21 protein-coding genes and 2 pseudogenes are annotated in these 24804 nt (G+C 38.6%); 20 read left to right on the top strand and 3 right to left on the bottom strand.

The features are described 5' to 3' along the window. The first annotated feature begins 797 nt into the window (after positions 1-797). From L5M29_RS16285 to L5M29_RS16195, 19 genes and pseudogenes are all read left to right on the top strand, one after another. Positions 798-3284, top strand: coding sequence for an SLBB domain-containing protein (locus L5M29_RS16285; RefSeq protein ID WP_263168933.1), 2487 nt, complete (start codon positions 798-800; stop codon positions 3282-3284). Positions 3285-3401: 117 nt separating this feature from the next. Further along, positions 3402-3755 carry a four helix bundle protein gene (locus L5M29_RS16280; protein WP_263168819.1) on the top strand — a complete coding sequence of 118 codons (354 nt, stop codon included), beginning with the start codon at positions 3402-3404 and terminating at the stop codon, positions 3753-3755. A gap of 188 nt (positions 3756-3943) precedes the next feature. Then, positions 3944-4939, top strand: coding sequence for a Wzz/FepE/Etk N-terminal domain-containing protein (locus tag L5M29_RS16275; RefSeq protein WP_263168816.1), 996 nt, complete (start codon positions 3944-3946; stop codon positions 4937-4939). A gap of 345 nt (positions 4940-5284) precedes the next feature. Further along, a complete protein-coding gene (locus L5M29_RS16270; RefSeq protein WP_263168813.1) occupies positions 5285-5848 on the top strand; it encodes a serine O-acetyltransferase in 564 nt (187 codons plus the stop codon). 68 nt (positions 5849-5916) lie between these two features. Continuing rightward, the gene (locus tag L5M29_RS16265; protein ID WP_263168812.1) at positions 5917-6924 is read left to right on the top strand and encodes a hypothetical protein; all 1008 of its coding nucleotides are present in this window, start codon (positions 5917-5919) and stop codon (positions 6922-6924) included. Then, positions 6917-8032, top strand: coding sequence for a N(5)-(carboxyethyl)ornithine synthase (locus tag L5M29_RS16260; protein ID WP_263168811.1), 1116 nt, complete (start codon positions 6917-6919; stop codon positions 8030-8032). Before L5M29_RS16265 ends, L5M29_RS16260 begins: the two co-directional genes overlap by 8 nt. Position 8033: 1 nt before the next feature. Further along, positions 8034-9248, top strand: coding sequence for an oligosaccharide flippase family protein (locus L5M29_RS16255; RefSeq protein WP_263168809.1), 1215 nt, complete (start codon positions 8034-8036; stop codon positions 9246-9248). After that, the gene (locus L5M29_RS16250) at positions 9245-10402 is read left to right on the top strand and encodes a glycosyltransferase (protein WP_263168807.1); all 1158 of its coding nucleotides are present in this window, start codon (positions 9245-9247) and stop codon (positions 10400-10402) included. The genes L5M29_RS16255 and L5M29_RS16250 overlap by 4 nt, the downstream gene beginning before the upstream one ends. A gap of 3 nt (positions 10403-10405) precedes the next feature. After that, on the top strand, positions 10406-11227 hold the full coding sequence (locus tag L5M29_RS16245) for a hypothetical protein (RefSeq protein WP_263168804.1): 822 nt from the start codon (positions 10406-10408) through the stop codon (positions 11225-11227). 1 nt (position 11228) lies between these two features. Next, positions 11229-12029 (top strand): glycosyltransferase family 2 protein, encoded by an 801-nt coding sequence (locus L5M29_RS16240; RefSeq protein ID WP_263168801.1) that lies wholly within the window; start codon positions 11229-11231, stop codon positions 12027-12029. Positions 12030-12060: 31 nt separating this feature from the next. Next, positions 12061-13134, top strand: coding sequence for an EpsG family protein (locus L5M29_RS16235; protein ID WP_317633254.1), 1074 nt, complete (start codon positions 12061-12063; stop codon positions 13132-13134). 21 nt (positions 13135-13155) lie between these two features. After that, positions 13156-14163: an NAD-dependent epimerase gene (locus tag L5M29_RS16230; protein ID WP_263168797.1), complete on the top strand. Its 1008-nt coding sequence runs from the start codon at positions 13156-13158 to the stop codon at positions 14161-14163. A gap of 261 nt (positions 14164-14424) precedes the next feature. Next, positions 14425-15591 carry a nucleotide sugar dehydrogenase gene (locus L5M29_RS16225; protein ID WP_263168796.1) on the top strand — a complete coding sequence of 389 codons (1167 nt, stop codon included), beginning with the start codon at positions 14425-14427 and terminating at the stop codon, positions 15589-15591. 307 nt (positions 15592-15898) lie between these two features. Beyond that, complete coding sequence (gene wecA / locus L5M29_RS16220) at positions 15899-16972, top strand: UDP-N-acetylglucosamine--undecaprenyl-phosphate N-acetylglucosaminephosphotransferase (RefSeq protein ID WP_263168794.1); 1074 nt, start codon at positions 15899-15901, stop codon at positions 16970-16972. Positions 16973-17117: 145 nt separating this feature from the next. Beyond that, positions 17118-18161 (top strand): UDP-N-acetylglucosamine--undecaprenyl-phosphate N-acetylglucosaminephosphotransferase, encoded by a 1044-nt coding sequence (gene wecA, locus L5M29_RS16215; RefSeq protein WP_263168792.1) that lies wholly within the window; start codon positions 17118-17120, stop codon positions 18159-18161. Between the two features lie 80 nt (positions 18162-18241). Beyond that, a complete protein-coding gene (gene glmM / locus L5M29_RS16210) occupies positions 18242-19594 on the top strand; it encodes a phosphoglucosamine mutase (protein WP_263168788.1) in 1353 nt (450 codons plus the stop codon). A 317-nt stretch (positions 19595-19911) separates the two neighbouring features. After that, a complete protein-coding gene (locus L5M29_RS16205; RefSeq protein WP_263168786.1) occupies positions 19912-21078 on the top strand; it encodes a nucleotide sugar dehydrogenase in 1167 nt (388 codons plus the stop codon). A 35-nt stretch (positions 21079-21113) separates the two neighbouring features. Then, complete coding sequence (locus L5M29_RS16200; protein WP_263168782.1) at positions 21114-22124, top strand: NAD-dependent epimerase; 1011 nt, start codon at positions 21114-21116, stop codon at positions 22122-22124. A gap of 173 nt (positions 22125-22297) precedes the next feature. Then, positions 22298-22453, top strand: a pseudogene (locus tag L5M29_RS16195) (GDP-mannose 4,6-dehydratase); the annotation flags it as partial. A gap of 26 nt (positions 22454-22479) precedes the next feature. Here the strand turns inward: L5M29_RS16195 and L5M29_RS16190 are convergent. Next, positions 22480-23187, bottom strand: coding sequence for a HutD family protein (locus L5M29_RS16190; protein ID WP_263168779.1), 708 nt, complete (start codon positions 23185-23187; stop codon positions 22480-22482). A gap of 198 nt (positions 23188-23385) precedes the next feature. Beyond that, positions 23386-23844, bottom strand: a complete 459-nt coding sequence (locus tag L5M29_RS16185; protein WP_263168777.1) for a copper resistance protein NlpE — start codon at positions 23842-23844, stop codon at positions 23386-23388. A gap of 259 nt (positions 23845-24103) precedes the next feature. Here L5M29_RS16185 and L5M29_RS16180 point away from each other — a divergent pair. Then, a pseudogene (locus tag L5M29_RS16180) lies at positions 24104-24553 on the top strand (response regulator); the annotation flags it as partial. A gap of 10 nt (positions 24554-24563) precedes the next feature. Here the strand turns inward: L5M29_RS16180 and L5M29_RS16175 are convergent. Then, positions 24564-24804: integrase core domain-containing protein (locus tag L5M29_RS16175; protein ID WP_263168274.1), on the bottom strand; the 241-nt coding region annotated here is incomplete at its 5' end.

Below are 24804 nucleotides of genomic sequence, written 5' to 3'. Positions count from 1 at the left end.
TTAATTAGCCAGTCAAGCTTTCGGGTTTGAAGTAAACTTATGTAACCAGACTTTAAGATTGTCGTTTATCCTTCTTAACGTCATTGGTATGTTGTTAAAAATGAATCTTTAGTTGATGCGCAAACTTAGCTGCCTAAGGCCTGCATTGACGTTTAGGTGACTATTTGGTTTAGGCTGCGATAGTCTTGTTCTAATTAATAATTTGGCGTGTTTTTCCCACAAGAGTGGTGATATCACTCGCTAGAAATTCAAATGGATTGGAGCCTTGTAATTCTTTTTATAAAGAATGATGAGGTTTTATTACATGAAAAATATGAGTTTTCGCGTCGCGAAGGGCAATATAGAAGCCGCAATCTATGGGCGGTAGCGTGTCTGAAAGGCAACGAATGAAAAGTTTCATTCGTTAAGCGGACGCCGAAGGCCTCGGGCCGCCACGCGGATCGGTAGCGTGTCTGAAAGGTGAGAAACCGCAGGTTGATCCCTCGAACGAGAGGTATGGATACCGAACAGGCAGGTATATAGGGATATTTATCGAAAAACAGTTTCTTCATTAAATGGGTAATGCAGGGAGCCTCAATAGCCATTAATATGTCCAATTTTACCTTTATTCAGCCATGATACGATTAACCGTAGCTGCTTGATGATGTAAACAATCCAACATTTACCCCAAAGAATCGTTAGTTTTTTGTACACTCTAAATGGCGTTTGATTGCCGAGTGTTTGAATGTGAAACTCAGGTTTTACCTCTAAAAATCCAATAATAAGCTTTGACTCATTTTTATAAACGGAGATATCTGGTGCTACGACAAGTCAAAAAATTCATCATACTAGGCATAAGTGCCGCGATTTTGATGGGCGCGCAGGCTAATGCCATTACGCCATCTCCACAGATGATCGAGCAGTTCAAAGCTTTACCTAAGTCAGAACAAGAAAGGCTAGCACGTCAATATGGCGTTGACCCTTCGATGATCACTGGTGGTTCAGCTGCTCAAACAGTAGTTGAAAATCCAACTGTGGTGACCCCACGTGCTGCCAATAATGATGTAGTTGACCAGTCTGATAATGACCAGCTAAATCAGGCCACTAAATCGGCGGACAAGGTTGAAGCTATTGAAGACAAAAAAGAAAATCAATTAAAGCGTTTTGGTTACGATCTCTTTGCGGGTTCGCCAAGCACTTTTGCACCAGTTAGCGATGTGCCAGTGCCTGCTGAGTACATGATTGGTCCCGGTGATAGCTTAAATGTTCAGTTGTTTGGTAAAGAGAATAACCAGTACACGCTAACCGTTGGTCGTGATGGAGCAATTCAATTTCCGGGTTTAGGGCCAATATCGCTTGTTGGTTTGAGTTTTTCAGAAGTACGCGAATTGTTACAGCAAAAAATTAGCCAAAGTATGATTGGCATAGAGTCAAATATCACAATGGGCGAATTACGGTCAATTCGTATCTTTGTTGCTGGTGATGCTTTTCAACCAGGCTCCTACACTGTTTCTAGTTTATCGACGATCACTCAAGCATTATTTATTTCCGGTGGTGTGAATCAAATTGGTAGCTTGCGTGACATACAAATTAAACGAGCAGGTAAAACCGTAGGTCGCCTAGATCTCTATGATTTACTTCTGCGTGGTGATGCATCAGGTGATATTCGCTTGCAATCAGGTGATGTGGTTTTTATTCCATCATCAGGTGGTTCAGTTAGCGTGATTGGTGAAGTTCGTCGTCCTGCTATATATGAACTTAAAAATAATGAAACCATGGCTGATGTTATTCGCATGGCCAGTGGTTTAAATCCGGGCGCTTATCCAAAAGCAAGTACAGTTGAACGTTATAGTAATGAATCAGTTAAAACTGTAGTAAGCGTTGATCTAACTGAAAATTTAGGCCTAAACACGTTAGTCAAAAATGGCGACCTCTTAAATGTAAGATCTGCCTCTAGCCGTATTGATAATGCGATTACTCTGGCAGGCGCTGTTGTTCGACCTGGTAAGTATCAATGGACTAAAGGTTTAACTGTTGCCGATTTACTCCCTTCAGTTTGGGGGGATCTAACCATATCCGCTGATTTGGATTATTCCTTACTTGTCCGTGAAATAAATCAACGCGGTGATATTCAAGTGGAACGTATTGCGCTTGGACGAGCGATAGCAGAACCTAAATCACATTATAATCCTAAACTAAATCCGCGTGATTCAATCATTGTTTTTGATTACGCAGACCGTGAAGAGTTATTAAAACCTATAGTTAAAAAACTGAGAGAGCAGAGTCGTTTCGGCGATGCCGCTAAGTTAGTCAGCATCAATGGAAATGTGCGTTTTCCTGGGCAATACCCCATTACTATTAATGGCGATGTTAAAGAATTACTCATTGCGGCTGGTGGTTTAGAAGAAGGTGCCTACACACTTTCGGCTGAATTGACTCGTCAAAATGTTTCTGAGCAAAACGGTGTATCGGTTGAACATATGCAGCTGAGCTTAGATCAGGTCATGCAAAATGTACCAACTGCAAACGTTATACTTCAAAGCCGTGACATCCTAACTGTTCGCACGCTTCCTGATTGGCAGGAGACTCGCTGGGTGACTATCAAGGGTGAAGTTAAGTTTCCCGGTACTTACAGTATTCAGCGTAGCGAAAGCTTGAAAGATGTGATATCTCGCGCAGGTGGTTTGACGAGCGATGCAGCTCCTCGCAGTGCTGTATTTTTACGTAAGTCAGTAAAAGATAAAGAGCAGCTTGAGTTATCAAAACTTGCTGATGAATTACGCCGTGAAATTGCTGCTAAAGCGTTGACAAAAGATACACCAACTATTGGCTATAACGATGCGCAGCTGATGTTAAATCAGCTTGAAAATGTTAAAACTGTCGGTCGATTAGTTGTTGATATCAATGCAATCCAACTGGGTATAGATAGTGCTAACCTTATGCTTGAAGATGAGGATGCGTTGTACATTCCTGCGACTAATCAAACCGTGTCAGTCATGGGCCAAGTACAGCACCCAAGCACACATAGATATAAGCAAGGTTTAACATTCGACCAATATTTAGCATTATCTGGTGGCGCACGTAAACGTGCCGATGAATCTCGCTCATATATTCTAAGGGCTGATGGCTCGGTCGAAATGCCAACCACATCCTTCTGGTTTAATGGTGGCAGTGCTATAGAACCTGGCGATACCATAGTTGTGCCATTAGATACTGAATATAAAGACAACTTAACGCTTTGGAGTCAAGTCACTGGCATTATCTATAATACTGCTGTTGCAGTGTCTGTAATCTCAGGACTGTAGAAGCAAAGTTCGAGGGCGTTGCTTCGCAACTTCTAGGACGCTCGCAAGCTCTAGAATCTAGAAGGAGCGAAGCGACGCTCTGATTTTTCTAGACTATCGCGACTGAAAGGAGCCCATATGCGATTCGAACAACTGGATGTTTGGAAACGCGCTTCGCGATTATCTTGTCAAATATATCAAGTGACAGAATCAGTAAGTAATTGGGGTTTTAAAGATCAAATAACTCGTTCAGGGTTATCTGTCCCTTCAAATATTGCTGAGGGTGAAGAGCGTGAAACACTAAAAGATCAAATTCGCTTTTTGTACTATGCCAAAGGCTCTCTAGGTGAGTTAGTCACTCAACTCTATATAGGTATTGAAGTTGGATATTTGCCAAGGGAACCCGCGTTACTTATGGTCCAAGAGGCAAAAGAATTAGCCAAAATCTTAGGTGCAATTATCAAACAAAAGCAAAGTAAGAGTAAAAGCTAAGAAGGACGCCACTGCGTGGACCTAGAATCGAGAACGCTGCTTCGCAGCTGCTAGAACGCTCGTCAGCTCGCTCTAGATTCTAGAAGGAGCGAACCGACGCTCTGCCCGTTCTGCTGTTAACTTTTGCTTTTATAGAAGCGCAGCGCTCTAGCCGCGCAGCGTACTAGAATCTAGAATTTGAAGAGCCAATGAATACACAAATTACTCAAAATCCAAACACATACCAATCCGACGCAAGATTTCCTCAAGTGCAAGATGACGAAATTGATCTTCGTGAACTTTTTTCGGTTATATGGCAAGGCAAATGGTTAATCATTGCCATTACGGCTGTATTCGCGATTGGTTCTGTGGTGTTTGCGATAATGCAACCCAATATCTATAAGTCTGAGGCATTACTGGCCCCTGCAGCAGAAGAGCAAGGTGGTGGGTTAAGTGCCTTAGCCTCTCAATTTGGCGGCTTAGCCAGTCTTGCTGGTGTTAATTTAGGTGCTAAGGGTGGCACTGATAAAACCCAGCTTGCCATTGAGGTATTAAAATCCCGTCAATTTACCAGTGATTTCATTCAAAAGCATAATATTCTTGCTGATATAATGGCAGCAAAAAAGTGGGATCGAGATTTGGATATAATCGTATACGATGCGGATCTTTATGATGTTAAATCAAATCATTGGGTACGCGAAGTTGACCCTCCACTTAAATCAGAACCTTCAATGCAGGAAGCCTATAAAGTTTTTAGCAAAATATTAGCTATTAATACGGCTAAAGAAACTGGTATGGTTACTCTAGCGGTTGAGCATGTATCCCCAAGCGTTGCAAAACAATGGGTTACTTGGTTAATCGAAGATATTAATAAAGTCATGAAAGAGCGTGATGTTGCCGAGGCTAATCGCAGCAGTGAGTTTTTAAATAGACAAATTGCCCTAACTAATGTTGCTGATATTAAAGCGATTCTTTACAAGTTGGTGGAAGAACAAGCTAAAACCATTATGTTCGCTGAAGTCCGAGACGAATACGTATTTAAAACCATAGATCCAGCATTAGTACCTGAAGAAAAGGCAAAACCTAAACGCGCATTAATTTGCGTATTAGGCACTATGCTGGGGGTGATGCTCGGTATAATGTTTGTATTGGTAAGAGATTTTGCAAAAAATAAAAAAAATATGGTTCCGGCTAAGCGAGCTTGAAGAACGCTACAAAGTTAATTTTTTGTACGGCACTGCATTGCTAAACTCAAAAAATTAAGTATTGTTTATTCATCAATGAGTTATTATATTCCGGAATATGTGTTTGGTTTATCATCAGTATATTACTACTTGCCCCTCAGAGAAGACATTATGATTCTATGGGAAGTGGGAAGTAATCAAACTGGAGAATATGATATCGATTAGGAAATGCTTGGGGTATTGAGAACTGAATATTGAAATAACAAATTGTAAGTTACTGTCAATTAAATTCAACTCTAGAAGCAAAATGTTTTGGTACTGCTCCTATATTTCGAAGCGTAAAATAGTTATGAGGAGGCTTAATTTATGGGGGGGATGCAATTTGGAGCAATAATCGAGTTTATAAAAAGTGATCTTTATCGATATACTGGAGAAGTATCAAAAAAACACCTATTAAAAAATTATTTATTTAATAGATCTTTTTGCTATACTTTTTGGTTTAGACTCTGTAAATCTAAAAATAAAGGCATAAGTTTTATAGCTAAAGTAATGCATTTCAGACTCAGTAGGAAGTATGGTATTCAAATACCTATAACTGTTGATATTGGTTATGGACTGTATATAGGTCATGGAATGGCTTTAGTATTAAATCCAACCGTTAAAATTGGTAATAATTGCAACTTAAGTCAATTTACTACAATAGGTTCTAATCATGGCAAAGCTGCAACTATTAGAGATAATGTTTACATTGGACCAAATGTTTGTATTGTAGAAAATGTCGATATAGGAAATAGTGTTACAATAGGTGCAGGCTCCGTAATAACAAGAAATATTGTTGATAATTGTACTGTTGCTGGTGTACCTGCAAAAGTTATTTCTTTCAAAGAGCCTGGCAGGTATGTAAACAGAAGGTGGCCAGCTTGTTCCTAGGACGTCTGTTGGATTTCGGTTTGATTATGGAATAGATTTTATTTGGAATTGGCCTAGTGAGTTTTGAAATGAAAAAAAATAAATTTGGAATTATATGTTATCCTGGTATGGGGCTAGAGGAAATAAAATCTGCTTGTCTTGATCATAATGCAAAATATGTCGAAATTAATATCATGTCTCCAGACTGGATGACTGAGTGTCAGGATGATATTGATGGATATCTTATTCGTCCGCCTTGCACTTACCAAGAACACAAATGTATTTTTGATGAGAGGATTTACTTCTTGAATGAGGTGTTGGGTAAACCAATATATCCCTCATTTAAAGAACTTTATACGTATGAAAATAAGAGGAATATGCATTTATTTTTGTCGGGGCATAGTATTCCCCATGCAAATACAAAAGTTTATATGAGAAAGGTGGAGGCTCTTGCTAATTTGGATAAGTTGCAATTCCCTATCGTATCTAAGAGTAATATTGGTGCCAGTGGTAGCGCCGTTCAAATTATTAAAAATAAACGCAAGTATGTGCGTTTGGTAAACCAAGTCTTTGGCAGATTTAGCCCTGAATTTTCATTTGGATGGTTTCCTATAGGCAAAAAATATGGAATTCCTTTGCCTAGATTTGGTAGAGCACAAAAACATTATCTGCTAACCCAAGAATTTCTAAATATAAAGTGGGAATGGAGAATGATACGGATTGGTGACAGTTATATTGGTCATCAAAAATTATTAGGGGATAATGGGTTTGCCAGTGGTTCGGAATTAGTTGGATGGGAAAGGCCTTCTGACGAACTACTTTGGTTATTACATAACGCAACCGAGAAAATGGGAATGCGTTGTATGACGTTAGATATTTTTGAGACCGTTAATGGTGAATTTTATGTTAATGAAATGCAGGCTATTATCGGTGCTTATCGACCATATCAAATGAAGGTGGATGGGAAGCCTGGCCGTTTCATCCTTAGAGATGGAGAGTTCCAATTTGAAGAAGGCATCCATTGCCAGAATGCATGTTGGAATCCCCGTGTGGAGGATTTTATTCGAATGCTAAATGGAGATAGAGATAATGCGTAAAATAAGTGTTTTTGGGACCTCCTGCAAAAAAAATGAAAAGAGAATCCCCATTCATCCTGCATTATTTGAGCAAATACCTGAAAAGGTACGCAGTCAATTAATATTTGAAGAGGGGTATGCTTCTTCATTGGGGATTAAAGATGAATATCTAGGTGAACATTTTGGGGGAGTTGTTTCTCGTAAAGAGCTATTTTCCATCGGTGATGTGTTCCTATTGCCTAAACCAGAAAAAGAAGATTTTAAATTCTTCAGTGAAGGGAAAATTCTTTGGGGATGGCCGCACTGCGTACAAGGACATGACATTGCACAAGCGGCAATTGATGCAAAAATGACATTGGTTGCATGGGAAGCAATGTTCGGTGGTTCTGATCGGACTCATGTTTTTTATAGAAATAATGAACTCGCCGGATATGCTGCCGTACAGCATATGATGATGCTTACTGGCAAAACGGGTTACTTTGGTCGTCGATTAAGAGCTGCTGTGCTCGGATTTGGAGCCACTGCTCGAGGTGCTATTAACTGTTTAAAATCTCTTGGTATCGTAGATGTGAGTGTCTATAGTCAAAGGCCAAATCATCTGCTCAATGCCCCCATTGAAAGTATTACCTATAAGCAGATACAGCGACGAGATGGGAAGACCTTTCTCGAAAGTGACGAATATCAACACTTTGTTACTCCAGTCGAAGTGTTGTGTGATTATGATGTGGTAGTGAATTGCATCCTGCAAGATCCTGTAAATCCGATCATGTTTATTGAAGAGCATGATATGTCTTCAATTGATAAACAAATGGATATTATTGATATCAGTTGTGATCGTGGCATGGGTTTCTATTTTGCAAAACCAACCTCATTTGATAAGCCATCTTTTAACGTTGGTGCACATATCAATTATTACAGTGTAGATCATACTCCAACTCTTTATTGGGATTCTGCATCGTATGAAATTACACGTTCTATTATGAGTTATTTGCCTGATTTTATTGATGGAACTTGGAAACATAACCCAGTACTTGCAGCAGCAGTAGAGATTGACAGTGGTTTTGTTATTAATAAAAAAATCATTGAATTTCAGAAGCGAAGCTCAGACTACCCATATACAAGAAAATAAAATGTCACATAAAAAAGAGCTCATCAAAAACTTCCTAAGTTTTGGAGCGGTTGATATTTTAGGGTTGCTTATACCTATTATAACTATGCCTATACTGACTCGGGCTCTAGGGCCAAGTCAGTATGGTGTATATATGTTGATACTGACCATACTCTATTTCGGCCATACCATTATAGATTATGGCACTCAGTACACCGCAGTAAGAGCATTAGCCAATCATCGTGATAATCCTCATGAAGTAAGTTGTATATATCAGCACACGCAGGGATTGCGACTTTTTCTATGTATTCTCTACAGTCTTGGTGCTATCTCATACTCACTGTTTTTATCGTTCGATAATGCAGCAATTTATATGCTATTTGCTTCGTCGACCTATTTATTGGGATACGCCCTGACACCTCTCTGGTTTTTCCAGGGGATTGGTGAGGTGGCTCGAGCGATGAAAGTATCTATTGTGATTAAACTAGTTAATCTCTTGGTTATTATATTCGCAATACATTCACCAGAAGACTTGATCATCGTGATCGCTTCACTTTGCATACCTATGTTGCTTGGTGGAATATACCTTAGCTATCTAGCATCGGTGAAATATGGTGTTGCTCTCCCAACATTTTCTCGGCTCAGAAGATCATTTTATGAAGGCAGAGATGTATTTATAGGGCTATTGGCTCCCAATTTCTATAATGCTGTTCCAACAATAGCGCTTGGTTCGATGTATCCTCCTGCAGAATTTGCCAAATTTGCAATTGCCACACGTTTGGCTTCGGTTATTGTGACACTTCAGAACGTGATAGCAAAGGCTGCATATCCAGTGCTTGCTATGTTAAAAAATAGCCAAGTTAAAAAATTGATTTATCTTAATCTTCTAGTTTCCATTGTTCCTGCGATTATTATTTTTAGTGTTGGGGAGTGGGCATTAAAAATCTTTTTAGGTCAGGGTTTTTCTGGTGTTAATGAATACCTATTAATTCTTTGTGTCGGTATTGTTTTTATTGGACTGTCGAACGCTATAAGTCAAGGCTACCTCTTGCCAAATGGTCACGACCGAGTTTATCGTAACGTCTCACTCAGAGTATCTTTTATCGCGGGAGTCATGTCTTGTGGCCTTATTTTTTTTTATGGGCTATTAGGTGGTGCGATAGCAATTACAATAGCAAGAATGTTATTTTTCTTTGACTTTATGCTTGTATATACGACGATTAGGAGTCGTAATTGACATTATCTTTCAAATGTGAACTGCTTGAACAATCTAAGATATTTATAAATGGAAAAAATATGAAAACGGTGCTTATCTATTTACCGAATTTGAACTGTGGTGGAGCAGAGTCTGTTACCGTGCGTTTAGCTAATTACCTAGCAGGCAGAGGGTACTTAGTTAAATTGATTACTTCAATTGATGGCGGGCCACTTGAAGACATTCTAGACTCAAGAATCGAATATCTATGCTTGGGGTTAAAGAATCAATGGCATACCTTATTTAAAATGCCATCTCTTATAAAAAGAATGAAACCAGATGTGATTTTTACAACGATGAAAGAAAGTTGTTTCATCATGATTGTATCAAAATATATTGCATTTTCGAATGCTAAGATGGTTATTCGAGAAGCTAATACGATATCGTTCCAATTAAAAGAAGAGCAAAAATTTGTACAGCGAATTAAGAATTATTTAATTGCCATATCTTACCGATTTGCTGACAAGATTATTGCGCTATCAGAAGAGATAAAGGTTGATCTGGTGTGTTCTTTTCATTTATCAAAGGAAATTAGTGTTATACCTAATCCAATTGGTTTTGATAAAATGAAAAAAGCGATCATGTCACCTCTTAAGCATGACGCTTTAAATGATAACACTATATTGAAGCTTGTCACTGTAGCTCGTCTTTACCCACAAAAAAATCATCTTTTTATGGTAAATGCCCTAGCACAGTACATCAATATAAATCCAAACGTTAAGTGGTTTTTAGTAGGTAATGGACCACTTAAAGAAGAAATTAAAGAGCGAGTAGAGTCATTAGGTATATCCGATAATGTTGTTTTTTTAGGTTTTCAAGAGAATCCATTGGCAACTGTGAATGCCTGTGATGTATTTGTTCTGCCTTCACTTTATGAAGGATTTTCTAATGCTCTACTAGAAGCTGCAGCATTAAATAAAAAGATATTGGTTTCTGATTCGCAGACAACATCAGTTGCATTTCTTAATAAATTGAACATAGGCTCTTTTTATATAAACGATAACATTGATGATTTTGGTAAAAAACTAGAGTCTATAGTCAGTTCTGATGAAGAACAGGATGTTTCTTCTCGTATGAGGACTGAGTACAGTGAAGAAGCAGTATTTAATTCATATTCAAAAATAATGTTCGAGTAAATTATGCTTGTTGTCGCTATTTCAACACTATTTAGTCGTATTAATAGAATAAAGAAAGAACAATTCCCACTAAATGAAAATTTAATGTATGTGATCTCATGTCAAGGTAGAAAAGAATTTGATGATACATACTATCAATCGTCTCTGAGCCAAATATTTGGTGATGATATTGTATGGGGAGAAGCGCCAGAATTAGGTTTGTCACATAACAGAAATAATGCTATAAAACTTACCCTAGATAATTTTTCTGGTGCGGGGAATTATCTATATGTATGTGATGATGATATTTCATTATCTGTTGATGGTTTATTAGATGCCGTTACAGTACTGCGTGAGAAAAAGTTATCATGCTTGACAGGTATCGTTGCTACGGATGATGGTTTTTTAAAAAAATATAGTGCTCACACATATTTTCATTCTAGATTGAGTGCCGCCAGAGTATGTAGCGTCGAGATTATAATTGATCTTGATTTTGTTTTTTCAAATAATATTTTATTTGATTGCAGGTTTGGCTTGGGGAGCAGGTATCCATCTGGGGAGGAATTTATATTTATTAATGATTTCCTTTCTACTGGTGGAAAGGTTGCTTTTTATCCGATAAAGCTATGCAAGCATCCGCCACTATCAAGTGGTGATGATTTCTATAGCTCACAACATAAAATAATGGCAAAAGGGGCAATGTTAAAACGGGTTTTTCCCTCCTACATATGTTATCCAATGATAATAATTTTCGCTATTAAAAAATATAGAGTTTATCGACATTCAGTTTCATTTATAAAGTTTTGTAATAATATGGTAAAAGGTGCAATGGAGATAAAAAAATAGTATGGAAAAAGTCAGCATTATCATGCCATTATATAATAGCGCACGTTTTCTTACGGCATCAATTGAGTCAGTTTTAAAACAAATCTACACCAACTGGGAACTAGTATTGATTGATGACTGCTCAAGTGATGATAGCTTTGTTATCGCGCAATCATATTGTGATAGAGATTGTCGTATTAAATTATTCAAGTTAGATAAGAATTCCGGAGCAGCTATTGCTCGCAATAAAGCTATTGAACTTGCAGAGGGGAGATTCATTGCATTTCTTGATAGCGATGATATCTGGTTCCCTGAAAAGCTGGCTATTCAGATTGACTTCATGCTAAAAAATAAAATAGCTTTTTCTTATACTGCGTACAAGAAAGTAGATGAATATGGAAATGATATTTTAGAGTTTGGCGTTCCTTCTTCTCTATCATATCGAGATTTATTGAAAGCTTGTATCATAGGTTGCTTGACCGTTATTTACGATACCACTCAAATAGGTAAAATGTATATGCCACTTGGTACCAAGCGCGAGGATTATGCATTATGGTTAAAGATAATGCGCGAAGAAAATATCATTGCGTATGGTATTAACAAAGTACTTGCTAGCTATCGAATTTATCCATATCAGTCATCATCTAAGAAGCTCAACATGGCTAAAGAAAACTGGATGCTTCTAAGAGAACAAGAGAAATTGTACTTGGTCATTGCATTGTATTATTTTTTTCAATACGCCTTCCGTGGTGTTTTAAGGGCTAAGTATCCTCTTTTAGCTAAGAAAGTAGGGGTTTTGACTTCTCCAGATAAGTGGCATTAGAAAGAAGTCCGTGATTCATTTTGGATAAAAAATGGTATATATATCACTATGTGTTTTTTGTACGCTCTATATGTATAGCGTCCAAAATTACAAGGCAAGTTTTATAATTTTACTTCCTCCTTTTATTTTATATTTTTTAATATCCTCACTTCAGTATAATGTAGGCTCTGATTATTTCTCATATATTTATATCTTCGAAAATCAATGGGTCTTGGGTCGTTACTTTGAGTCGGGTGAGTATTTTTTTTATTATTTGAATATTTTTTTTAAAAATTTTGGTTTTTCAGGTCAATCTATTTTCTTTGCTTTTTCATTTTTGCAATCAATTTTTATATTTGTTTACTTTAATGAATTGAAGAAGAAAGGTTTTGTTCTTTGGCTATTGTTTTTGATTTTTTTTGTTGTCACAAACATATATCACAATCAAATGAATGGTATTAGGCAATATGCAGCATTAACATTGTTGCCGTTACTAACAATTTTTCTATATGAGAGGCGTTTTTTTTACTTTGGAGTACTGATGGCTCTCGCAATGAGTTTTCACTCATCTTCGGTAATATTTATTGCTTTGATTTTCATTCCTTTTTTATACAAAAGACTTTATAGATGTGGTTTTACAATTTTTATATTGTCTATTCCGTTTTACTTTTTAATTGCAAAGTATACGCCAGTACTTCTAGAGAGCTTAGGGTTAAGGTTCTCATCATACATTGAAAGTGATTACTTCGATGCAGGGAGTTATATAACTATAATCACAAAAGTTTACTATCTACCCGCATTATTATTTTTTTTCTATTTGTATAATAAAAGCATTAAAGCCAGTGGATTTTTTTATAAAGATGGATATTTTTCTTTTTTAATATTTATCTTCTCTTGTACATACTGGTCTTTTTTAATGTCATTAGATATAGCTATATTATCAAGGATATCTAGCTATTTTTGGTTTTTTATTGTTTTCCCATTATATTACGTAGGGATTATATTTTATAGAAAAGGTTTCGTTAAATTTGGATTGTATGTGATTTATCTTATTGCGCCATACCTTGCTAAGGTAACTTTCTTAGCAAAGAATGAGTTTTTATATAAAAGTATTATTTTTAATTGATTACAGTCAAGGAGTTAGGTTTTGCATTACTTTATCACGGGTGCAGCAGGATTTATTGGCAGTGCAGTCAGTCTGCGTCTCTGTCAGCAAGGTCATACCGTTATCGGTATCGATAATCTGAATGATTATTACGAAGTCTCGTTAAAAGTGGCGCGGCTAGCCAGATTGGCGGATGAGCCCCATTTTGTGTTTCGCGAACTCGATCTGGCTGATCGTGAAGGGATGGCAGAGTTGTTTGTACAAGAACGTTTCGATAGGGTGATCCATCTGGCGGCCCAAGCTGGCGTGCGTTATTCGCTTGAAAATCCTTTTGCTTATGCGGACAGCAATCTGGTGGGTCATTTAGCTATTCTTGAAGGTTGTCGCCAAACCAAAGTGAAGCATCTAGTTTATGCTTCTTCCAGTTCTGTATATGGCTTAAACGCTAAAACTCCATTTGCCACTAGTGACAGCGTTGATCACCCAGTATCCTTATATGCTGCCACCAAAAAGGCAAATGAGTTGATGGCGCATAGTTATTCTCATCTTTACGATATTCCTACAACCGGATTACGCTTTTTTACTGTTTATGGCGCTTGGGGCCGCCCCGATATGGCGCCATTTATCTTCACAAAGAAGATTTTAGAAGGTGAAACCATAGATATTAATAACAATGGTGATATGTGGCGCGATTTTACCCATGTAGACGATATTGTCGAAGGTGTGGTGCGTATCAGTGATGTAATTCCTAAACGCAATAATGACTGGACGGTTGAAACTGGTACTCCCGCTAGCAGCTCAGCGCCTTATGCGGTGTATAACATCGGTCACGGTTCGCCAATTAATTTAATGGACTTTGTTAAAGCCATTGAAGATGAATTAGGCATTGTAGCGAAAAAGAACTTCCGCGAGATGCAGCCTGGTGATGTTTATCAAACCTATGCGGATACCCAAGACTTATTTGCTGTTACAGGATATCAACCTAAAGTTGGCGTAAAAGAAGGCGTGGCTGAGTTTGTGGCATGGTATCGCAGTTATTACCGGATTTAAGTTTGTTAAAAATGTCATTTGAATTATTTAAACCATTTAAATTGTAAGACGAAATTTATAACGCGCTTTGCGTACGTAAAATGCCTTGTTTTGCCGCCATTCTTGATGGTAGTAATTCGCCTGATGGTTTGTATTTTCTCTGCATGTTTGTAACTCTTAGCTATTTGTTATGGATTTCAGCCTGCGCAGGAATGACGACATATTGAGTGATATTTTTCGTGAGCAGATTAGACATTGCTTACACACATTAGGACATAAGTAATGAAAATCGCTATTGCTGGCACTGGCTATGTTGGTCTTTCTAATGCCATTTTATTAGCCCAGAACCACCAAGTTGTTGCTGTTGATGTGATTCCTGAAAAAGTTGAATTGATTAATAGTAAACAGTCGCCAATTCTGGATGCTGAAATTGAATATTTTTTAGCTCATCATAAACTCGATTTAATCGCTACCTTAGATAAAAAGTTAGCTTATCAAAACGCCGATTTTGTCATAATTGCGACTCCTACGGATTACGATCCAAAAACCAATTACTTTAATACTTCATCTGTCGAATCAGTTATCCAAGATGTGTTGGCTATTAATCCTAAAGCCGTGATGGTAATTAAATCTACTGTGCCAGTGGGTTTCACTGCTAAGGTTAAACAAAAATATAATTGTGATCATATACTCTTCTCGCCGGAGTTTTTACGTGAGGGTAAAGCACTTTATGATAATTTGCATCCTTCGCGGATTATTGTCGGTGAACGTAGTGAGCGCGCTAAAGTCTTTGCTGATTTATTAGTGCAAGGCGCTATAAAAAAAGATATTCAGGTATTATTTACTGAATCGACTGAAGCGGAAGCGGTTAAATTATTCTCCAATACTTATCTTGCCATGCGTGTAGCTTATTTTAATGAACTTGATACCTATGCTGAGACTCATGGGCTAGATTCACGGCAGATTATTGAGGGAGTATGCTTAGACCCTCGTATAGGCGGCCATTACAATAACCCCTCTTTTGGTTATGGTGGCTATTGTTTACCTAAAGATACAAAGCAATTACGTGCTAATTATGCCGATGTACCTAACAGCATTATTGGTGCGATTGTAGAATCTAATACTACCCGTAAGGACTTTATTGCTGAGTCCATTTTAAGTCGCGATCCTAAAGTAGTAGGTATTTACCGTCTTATCATGAAGTCAGGTTCTGATAACTTTCGTGCTTCGAGTATTCAAGGGATTATGAAGCGCTTAAAGGCTAAGGGTATTGAGGTTATTGTTTATGAACCTGTGTTAAAAGAGACTGAATTTTACCACTCCCGCGTAGTGATAGACCTTGACGAGTTTAAAGCTAAGTCAGATGTTATAGTGTCGAATCGGATGGCTAAGGAACTGGCTGATGTCGCTAATAAAGTCTATACTCGCGATTTGTTTGGTTCAGATTAGGTATTTTTGATCGTATTGCGTATAGGGTTACGGCGATTATTGTCTTATAAATCAAATGTGAAGTGGTGTTGTGAGATAGTTTTTGAAACTGTCTCAATTTTTATTTATATACTTTTATTATGATTTAATCTCTATGGATTGTATTTAGTTATTAGACTCCTGCTTACTTTGAGCTATTGATTGTCTCTGATGATAGTGCGAATGGCATTAATTTTTTGCCTTAGTAGGGGCTGGTATGCTTTATTGATGGGGTTATTTAGTACTTCGCTAATTGTTCTCATATATTACATAATTATTGAGTTGTTTTATGTCAGCAAACATCGCTGTTTTATTTGTTTTTTTTGTTTCTTTCATCAGTTTGTTTGTGTTTCGCAAGATCGCTAAAAAAATAGGGCTAGTTGATAAGCCTAATGAGCGAAAGCATCATACTGGTCAGGTCCCTTTAGTCGGAGGGGTCAGCGTTTTTTTTACCATGATGCTCACACTGCTCTTAGCGCCTGAACTATTGTTGGCTCCTGGATTGTTCGTTGGGTGTGCCCTTATTCTTGTCGTCATAGGTGTGATTGACGATCGCTATGACATCAGTTTTAAGTTTCGTCTTATCGTGCAGGTGGGGATTTCGATACTGATGATTGTGCTTGGTGAACGGAGTTTGCACAACCTTGGCTATTTAATGGGAAGTGACGCTATACGTGTTCCTGAAGTTGCCAGTTACTTTTTAACTGTTGTTGCGGTTATCGGGGCAATTAATGCCTTTAATATGGTGGATGGTATTGATGGCCTACTTGGTGGTTTAGCATCCGTCACTTTTGGTGGCTTAGGTATTTTGTTTTATTTACATGGTATGCACAGTTTTGCCGCCTTCTGCACACTGCTAGTGACCGCTATGCTGCCTTACATCATGCTGAATTTAGGGTTTCCGTTTGGTAAACGTTTTAAAGTGTTCATGGGTGATGCGGGCAGTATTTTCATTGGATTTACCGTCATTTGGTTATTGATTGTCGCAAGTCAAGGTGAGCGAGCTACTGCTATCCGCCCTGTTACTGCACTCTGGTTAATTGCTTTACCTCTGATGGATATGGTGTGCATCATGATCCGCCGTATTCGCAAAGGCCAATCGCCGTTTAAGCCGGACCGAGAGCATTTGCACCATATTTGTCAACGTGTGGGGTTGTCACCCCATATGTCATTATTCGTTATTTGTGCTGCTGCAAGCATTATGGCAGTAATCGGTATTTGGTCTGAGCTAGCTAAAGTGAATGAAAATATTATGTTTTTTGCTTTTTTAGCCACTTTTACTTTGTATTTTATCGTTATGAATAATATATGGCGGATTACTGCATTTTTGCGTAGAGACTTTAAATTTACTAAGTCTATTTAATGGCTTAAATCGAACAGTACATTTTCTGTTCCTTCATGGCTTATCTGTTTCATCTGTTACTGCTATAATCCTGTGTCATTTTTTTTAAATAAAATGTTATTAGAGTCATTTTTATGATGATGTATTTGGCTTAAGGAAGAGATTTATGGAATACCTCATACCGCTTTTTACTGTGTTTTGTTTAACTTGTGTCGCCATAAAAGTGTTTAACCCTATTGCTCAACGGGTTGGCTTAGTTGATTTGCCGAATGAGCGTAAGTTACATGTTGGTGCTATCCCCTTGATTGGCGGCATTTCTATCTATTGTAGTGTGCTACTTGTTTCTAGCATGGTGATAGAGCAGAGCCAAGTTTTTAACCTATATTTGATTTCTGCTGCGCTAATCCTCTTTCTGGGCGTTCTTGACGATAAATATGATCTTTCGGTACGGGTGAGAATGGCTGCACAGGTCATTACTGCATCCATATTGATTTTTGGTGCGGGATTATATTTAACATCATTTGGTCATATCCTGCATTTTTTTGAGCTTAAATTAGGCTATGTCGGTGTTGTTATTACTATTTTAGCCGTAATTGGTGCTATTAATGCTTTTAACATGGTTGATGGTATTGATGGTTTAGCGGGTATGCTGAGTTTAGTGACTTTTTCATCTTTAGCTTTTTTGTTTTACTGGGCTGGAAATAGTTGGTTTATGCTACCTTTGCTGTTTATTGGGGCTATCAGTGGCTACTTACTTTTCAATTTAAGGTGGCCGTTTCCTTCTTTCGACAAAATCTTCATGGGTGATGCCGGCAGTATGTTAATCGGCTTGACTGTAGTTTGGATGTTGGTGATTGGTACTCAACCTCAGACTAGTGTATTTAGCCCAGTGACCGCATTATATTTAATCGCTATTCCTTTGATGGATATGACCGCCATTATGTATCGGCGAGTAAAAAAAGGTATGTCCCCTTTTAAGCCCGATAGAGATCATTTGCACCATATTTTCGAACGAGCTGGCTATAATCGTAAGCAAACATTAATTCGAATTACGCTTGCTTCACTTTTACTTGCAACTATCGGTGTCGTAGCTGAGATTTTGCATCTTCCTGAATGGGTAATGTTTGTTACATTTTTGGCTATTTTTGTTTGCTATAACTGGGCCTTATCAAATGTGTGGCAAATTTTGACTTGGGTTCGTAAAGATTAGCCGATCCATCTTTCTCTTTTTAAAATGCCAATTCATTTGAATTGGCATTTTGCTTTTTATCATTCGTTAAAGGATTTTTCATGTCTAGGAAGTATTTTGGAACTGACGGTGTGCGTGGCAAGGTGGGTGAGTTTCCAATTACCCCCGATTTTGCGATGAAGTTAGGTTGGGCTGTGGGCACTGTGCTTGCGTCTAGCGGAACGAAAGAAGTGCTAATTGGTAAAGATACCCGTAGTAGTGGTTATATGCTTGAGTCGGCAATGGAAGCAGGGTTTTCTGCTGCAGGCGTGAATGTTGCGCTTATTGGCCCTATGCCTACACCCGCGGTGGCGTATTTGGCCTCAACATTTCGCGCTGACGCAGGGGTCGTGATCAGCGCATCGCACAATCCATTTTATGATAATGGCATTAAGTTTTTTTCTAATTCCGGCACTAAGTTAAATGATGCCCAAGAACTTGAAATCGAAACCTTGTTAGAAAAGGCGCTGAACCAGAATGCGATGCAGTGTGTTGCCTCTGAGAAGCTGGGCAAAGTGCGCCGTATTGATGATGCTGCCGGTCGTTATATTGAGTTCTGCAAAGGCACTTTTCCAAATCATTTGTCTTTAGCTGGATTGAAAATCGTGGTCGATAGCGCCCATGGTGCTGCATACCATATCGCGCCGAATGTTTACCGTGAACTTGGTGCTGAAGTGATTAGCATCAATGATAAACCTAATGGTGTGAATATTAATGATCACTGTGGGGCGACACATTTAGACAGTTTGCAAACAGCGGTTATGGTACATGAAGCTGATTTAGGTATTGCGCTCGATGGTGATGCTGACCGGGTTATGTTTGTCGATCACAATGGCCATGTGGTTGATGGTGATGAGATTTTATTTATTCTTGCCCAGGCAGCCCACAGCAAAGGTGAAATGACGGGTGGCGTGGTTGGTACCTTAATGTCAAATCTTGGCTTAGAGTTAGCCTTAAGAAAGATGGAGATACCTTTTATACGCGCTAATGTGGGCGATCGCTATGTAGTTGAACAGCTTAAAGCGACTGGCTGGCAAGTAGGCGGTGAAGGTTCTGGACATATATTGAGCTTGCAATATGCTTCAACGGGTGACGGCATTGTTGCATCCTTACAGGTGCTTAAAGCTATATTAGAGTCCCAGAAGAGTTTGTCTGAGATTAAAGCTGGCATGACTAAATTTCCTCAAGTGTTAATTAATGTGCGTTTGGCCACGGCTGATGCTGACAGCATTTTAGCGACAAGCAGCGTACAGCAAGCTGTGATTAAAGCCGAAGGGATCTTAGGTGACCAAGGGCGTGTGTTGCTGCGTAAATCGGGTACAGAGCCGCTTATTCGGGTAATGGTCGAATCTACTGATAATCTTATGACGCAGACTCAAGCTGAATATATCGCAGATGCGGTACGAGCAGCCTAAACCTGAAGTTTGTGATGCTTAACTGTTTTAAGCGTTCATTCTTTTTTAAATGCCAATTCATTTGAATTGGCATTTTTGTTTTAGGCTGCTTGATAGATATTTTGTAGGAGTTTTTGGTTATGTGGCAAGGTGTATGCAATTGATTAAGTTATGTTTAGATTTGCCTTCAGATCAAGCTTGATAGCCCAACGACTACAGTACAGGTAGTAAAAGGTGCTGAGCGGTAAATTTTACTTGTTAGGTCGTTAGTACGTCATGTTTAATACTCTTGTCAATCGAGCTCATAGTTACTGTGAGTAAATAAAGGAAAGGCTTAAATGAAAATCGCAATTGCTGGAACTGGGTATGTTGGTTTATCAAATGCCATGCTTCTTGCACAGCATAATAATGTAATTGCAGTTGATATTGTTCAAGAGAAAATTGACTTACTCAATAATAAAAGATCGCCAATTGTTGATGCAGAAATTTCCGAATTTTTAGTTGATAAATCGCTGAGTTTTTCTGCTACCTTGGACAAAAAGTTAGCCTATCAAGATGCTGAGTTTGTCATTATTGCTACGCCTACGGATTATGATCCCAAAACTAATTATTTTAATACCTCTACCGTAGAATCCGTTATCCAAGATGTTTTAGCTATTAATCCTAGTGCGGTAATGGTGATTAAATCAACTGTACCGGTGGGATTTACTGCTAAGGTTAAGCAAAAATTCCATTGTGATAATATTATTTTTTCGCCCGAGTTTTTGCGTGAGGGTCGGGCGCTTTATGATAACTTGTATCCATCACGAATTATCGTGGGTGAACTCAGTGAGCGAGCAAGCGTTTTTGCTGATTTACTAGTGCAAGGTGCTGTAAAGAAAGACATTCAAGTATTATTTACCGACTCAACTGAGGCTGAAGCAGTTAAGTTGTTTTCAAATACTTACCTTGCTATGCGAGTGGCTTTCTTTAATGAGCTTGATACTTATGCCGAGACTCGTGGATTAGATACCCGACAAATTATTGAGGGAGTGTGTTTAGATCCTCGAATAGGCAATCACTACAATAATCCTTCGTTTGGTTATGGCGGCTATTGTCTACCAAAAGATACTAAACAGCTTAGAGCAAATTATGCAGATGTACCTAATAGTATTATCGGGGCGATTGTTGATTCTAATACGACACGTAAAGACTTTATTGCTGATTCAATTCTAAGCCGTAATCCTCGAACGGTAGGTATCTATCGTCTGATCATGAAATCAGGCTCCGATAACTTCCGAGCCTCAAGCATTCAAGGGATTATGAAACGCCTTAAAGCGAAGGGATTAGAGGTAATAGTCTATGAGCCTGTACTACACGAGAATGAGTTTTTTCATTCTCGTGTAGTGAGAGATCTTGCTGAATTTAAAATTGAAGCCGATGTTATTATATCTAATCGCATGGCAGCAGAACTCTCCGATGTTATTGACAAGGTTTATACCCGTGATTTATTCGGTAGCGATTGATTTTATTGGGTAAGTGCTGAATTTAGGATGTAAAAATGAAATATTTAGTGACAGGTGCAGCAGGTTTTATTGGAGCGAAGGTTTGTGAAAGGTTGTTGGCTTGTGGTCATGCTGTTACTGGTGTTGATAATTTAAATGACTATTATGATGTGTCTTTGAAATTAGCTCGGTTAGCATTTATCGTCAGTGATACTTCATTTACATTTATTAAGTTGGATATAGCGGACCGTGACCTTGTTTCGCGTTTATTTATTAATGAACGTTTTGATCGGGTTATACATTTAGCGGCGCAGGCTGGTGTTCGTTATTCAATTGATAATCCAATGGCCTATGCAGATAGTAACTTAGTGGGGCATCTTAATATTTTAGAAGGGTGCCGGCATACAAAAGTACAGCATTTGATTTATGCTTCATCCAGCTCTGTTTACGGCCTAAATGAAAAAACGCCATTTTCAACCTCTGATTCTGTTGATCATCCTGTATCCTTATATGCGGCGACCAAAAAGTCTAATGAGCTGATGGCACATAGTTATTCGCACTTATACAATATGCCTACCACTGGCTTGCGATTTTTTACTGTGTATGGCCCTTGGGGGCGACCTGATATGGCGCCCTTTATTTTCACTAAGAAAATACTAGAAGGTCAACCAATTGATATTAATAATAACGGTGATATGTGGCGTGATTTTACCCATGTTGACGATATTGTTGAAGGGGTTGTGCGTATCGCAGATGTGATACCTAGGCGTAATGAACATTGGAAGGTTGAAACTGGTACGCCCGCTGGCAGCTCTGCCCCTTATAAAGTGTATAATATCGGCCATGGAAGCCCGATTAATTTGATGGATTTTATCCAAGAGATTGAAAGGGCGTTAGGTAGAGAAGCCATTAAAAATTACAGGGAAATGCAGGCCGGTGATGTTTATAAAACCTATGCTGATACGGCGGACCTGTTCACTGCAACTGGCTATAAAGCTAAAGTTAGTGTTCGAGAAGGCGTTCAGAGTGTCGTAGATTGGTATCGTACTTACTACAAAGTGAGTTAACTTTGCTAGAGCTAATATAGATGTACACGCTTTTATGATGGCCGAATTTTTTAGATTCGGCTTTTTGTTTTTCTAACCTTCTACTTTTGGGTTAGCGATAAGCGAATACTCATTATCGGTGGAGTCTGCTTTATCGGTTCTGCCTTGGTCCTGATGCTGATTGGGCAAATGACGTTACAGACAGACCTGGGCATGATGTGCGTTATGCCATTGATGCGAGCAAGATCCAGCGAGAACTTGGTTGGCAACCATTAGAGTCCTTCGATTCTGGGCTCAGAAAAACTGTCGAGTGGATAGTAGCTCGGTATTTTAACGCGTCAATTGAGTAATATTGGAACTTAACCTGCAAATACTGTTATAGAGAACTGGCAGTAATAGACACTTTAAGTAGTCGACTTGGTCTTGTTGATTTTAACCTTATACCATCGCCTTGTTGGAAAACGAGAATATCATAGGGCATGATCTTGATAAGCTTTCCATTGTGCTCCCATGTCATGATATCTAAGCAGCAAAGTATTTGGATGATAGGGACGTAAGCTTCAGTTTTTTGCAGTTCATTTGGATAGTTGTTTGAGGTTGCAATCTGTTCTTCGATAAATGTGTCATCAAAGCTAAGTTTTTGCGTATGCGCTTTAAATGCGCCGCGTTTGGTCATGACATTGAAATCAATAACATCACTGCCTAATAATTGACTTGTTATTGAGGTTTCACCAGTAAAGCAGAATGGGCTATCTGTGGGTGTGAGTCGTTTATACTCAGTTGTATCTGTATTTCCTGATATCTTTTCTCCAGCTCCAAGGCCATTTATCTGTTTTGTCCTTTCATGACTATTGATGCTGAGTTCAACACCATCACCTTTCAGAATGACCAGTTGCCTGTCTATGCCAATAAATGATGAAAAAGGTCCGTTGCTGCTAATACTTGCAATGCTGATCCGATAATCAAATTCAGTAAGTTCGGCATTGATGGGGGAAATGAGTAGCTGTTTTGTGCTTCCACCACCATTTTTCCATGGTGTTGATGGGCAATCTTGATAGCGGATCAGTTGTATGCTGTTATTCAAAATCACCTCTTTATTGTTTAAGAAGGTTTGTTTCGCCTTTCTTAGCTTCACAACTTCTAAAGCATAGCTTTGCGATTGCAGAACATTTCAGCGTGACTTATGGATAACGGTACGGAGGCTTTGCTCTTACGGTAAGTGCAAAGCCTCCGTTATTCATAATCTAGTACCGCAGTTTAGTGCTAGCTGTCAGCTCTGCTTTTATAGACCTTTCTTTTTCAACACATAATTTGCAGCAAGTTCGCCGGTGATCCGTTTGCCTTCAGTGTCTAACATGATCAACTGATTTTCACCGACCAAATATTGTGTACCATCTTCTAGGGTGATTTTCTGGCCCAGTTCGTCCCATGTCATTTTGCCCATCAGTTTTAAAATCTTTTCATCTTTACCTAAATAAACTGTTTCTTGAACAAAGCTATTATCAGCTTGCAAAGTGATTAGGGTTTGCATTCCTTCACAACTGGCGCAAGGCAATACGCCTTCATAACTACCAGCCCAATCGAGCGAGTTTTGACTGGTATCACCTACTGGGGCGGATTTTGCCGCTTCTGTTTGAGCTTGGGCTTGGGCTGTATTGACTGCCGTTTCTTCTTTTGGGGCTTCTGAGCAAGCCGTGGTGAATAAAGCCAGCAGTGCGATGTAACATAGTGATTTTTTCATAGTAGCTCCAATAGAAATTTTGGGAATTATGCATTAAGTGCACTCATCATACCCGCCAAGACTGGGTTAGGCTAATTTTTGCTATTTCTATTTTTATAACAATAACTTAAGTTGTTTTTGTGTGGGTTTTAAGTGGCCAGTATGTTAGTTGTTAGTCCTAAGCGGTAATTAATGGGATGATAATTTATCCTTTGAAACTAGTCACTTTTAAGATTGAATCTATACTAAAACGTAACTATTCATCGTAAACGGTGGTTTTGTGGCGTTATTTAAGAAAAGTGCTGATGTTATCGAAGATACATCCCATAAGCCTAAACAAGGCATTTGGAAGGTGGCCATTATTGATGATGAACCTGGGATCCATGATGTCACTCGATTTGCGTTAAAAAATCTGACCTTAGATAATCGAGTCTTGCAGTTCTATTCCTGTTATAGCGCCGCGGAAGGCTTAGCGTTACTTCAAACCGAAACAGATATCGCTTTGGCCTTTATTGATGTCGTCATGGAAACCGATCATGCAGGTTTAGAGCTCGTCCAAAAAATTCGCACTGAATTAAATAACCACAGTACCCGCATTATTTTGCGTACGGGTCAGCCGGGGCAAGCACCTGAAGAGCAAGTTATTCGGGATTTTGATATTAACGATTATAAAGCTAAAACAGAGCTCACCGCTGCTAGGCTTAAGTCTTGTGTGTACACGTCATTGCGCTTTGTAGTGGTCAAGTAAAATTGGCCACGATTTTAGAGTCATTCCAATATAAACGTTCTGACTCATTTGGCGTTAACCCACCATTATATTGATGGGGTCTGGTCTCACTGTAATATCCAGTGATGTAATTTGTGATCTCTTTATCTGCTTCTGTAAAATTCCCATAACCACTTACGGGTATCCACTCAGATTTCAAACTTCTAAAGAAACGCTCCATTGGTGCGTTATCCCAACAATTCCCGCGACGACTC

Source organism: Shewanella sp. SM95 (assembly GCF_025653595.1).
Lineage (GTDB): Bacteria > Pseudomonadota > Gammaproteobacteria > Enterobacterales > Shewanellaceae > Shewanella > Shewanella oncorhynchi.
The sequence above is the reverse complement of the archived record's forward strand: the minus strand, read 5'-3'. Positions and strand labels throughout refer to the sequence as shown.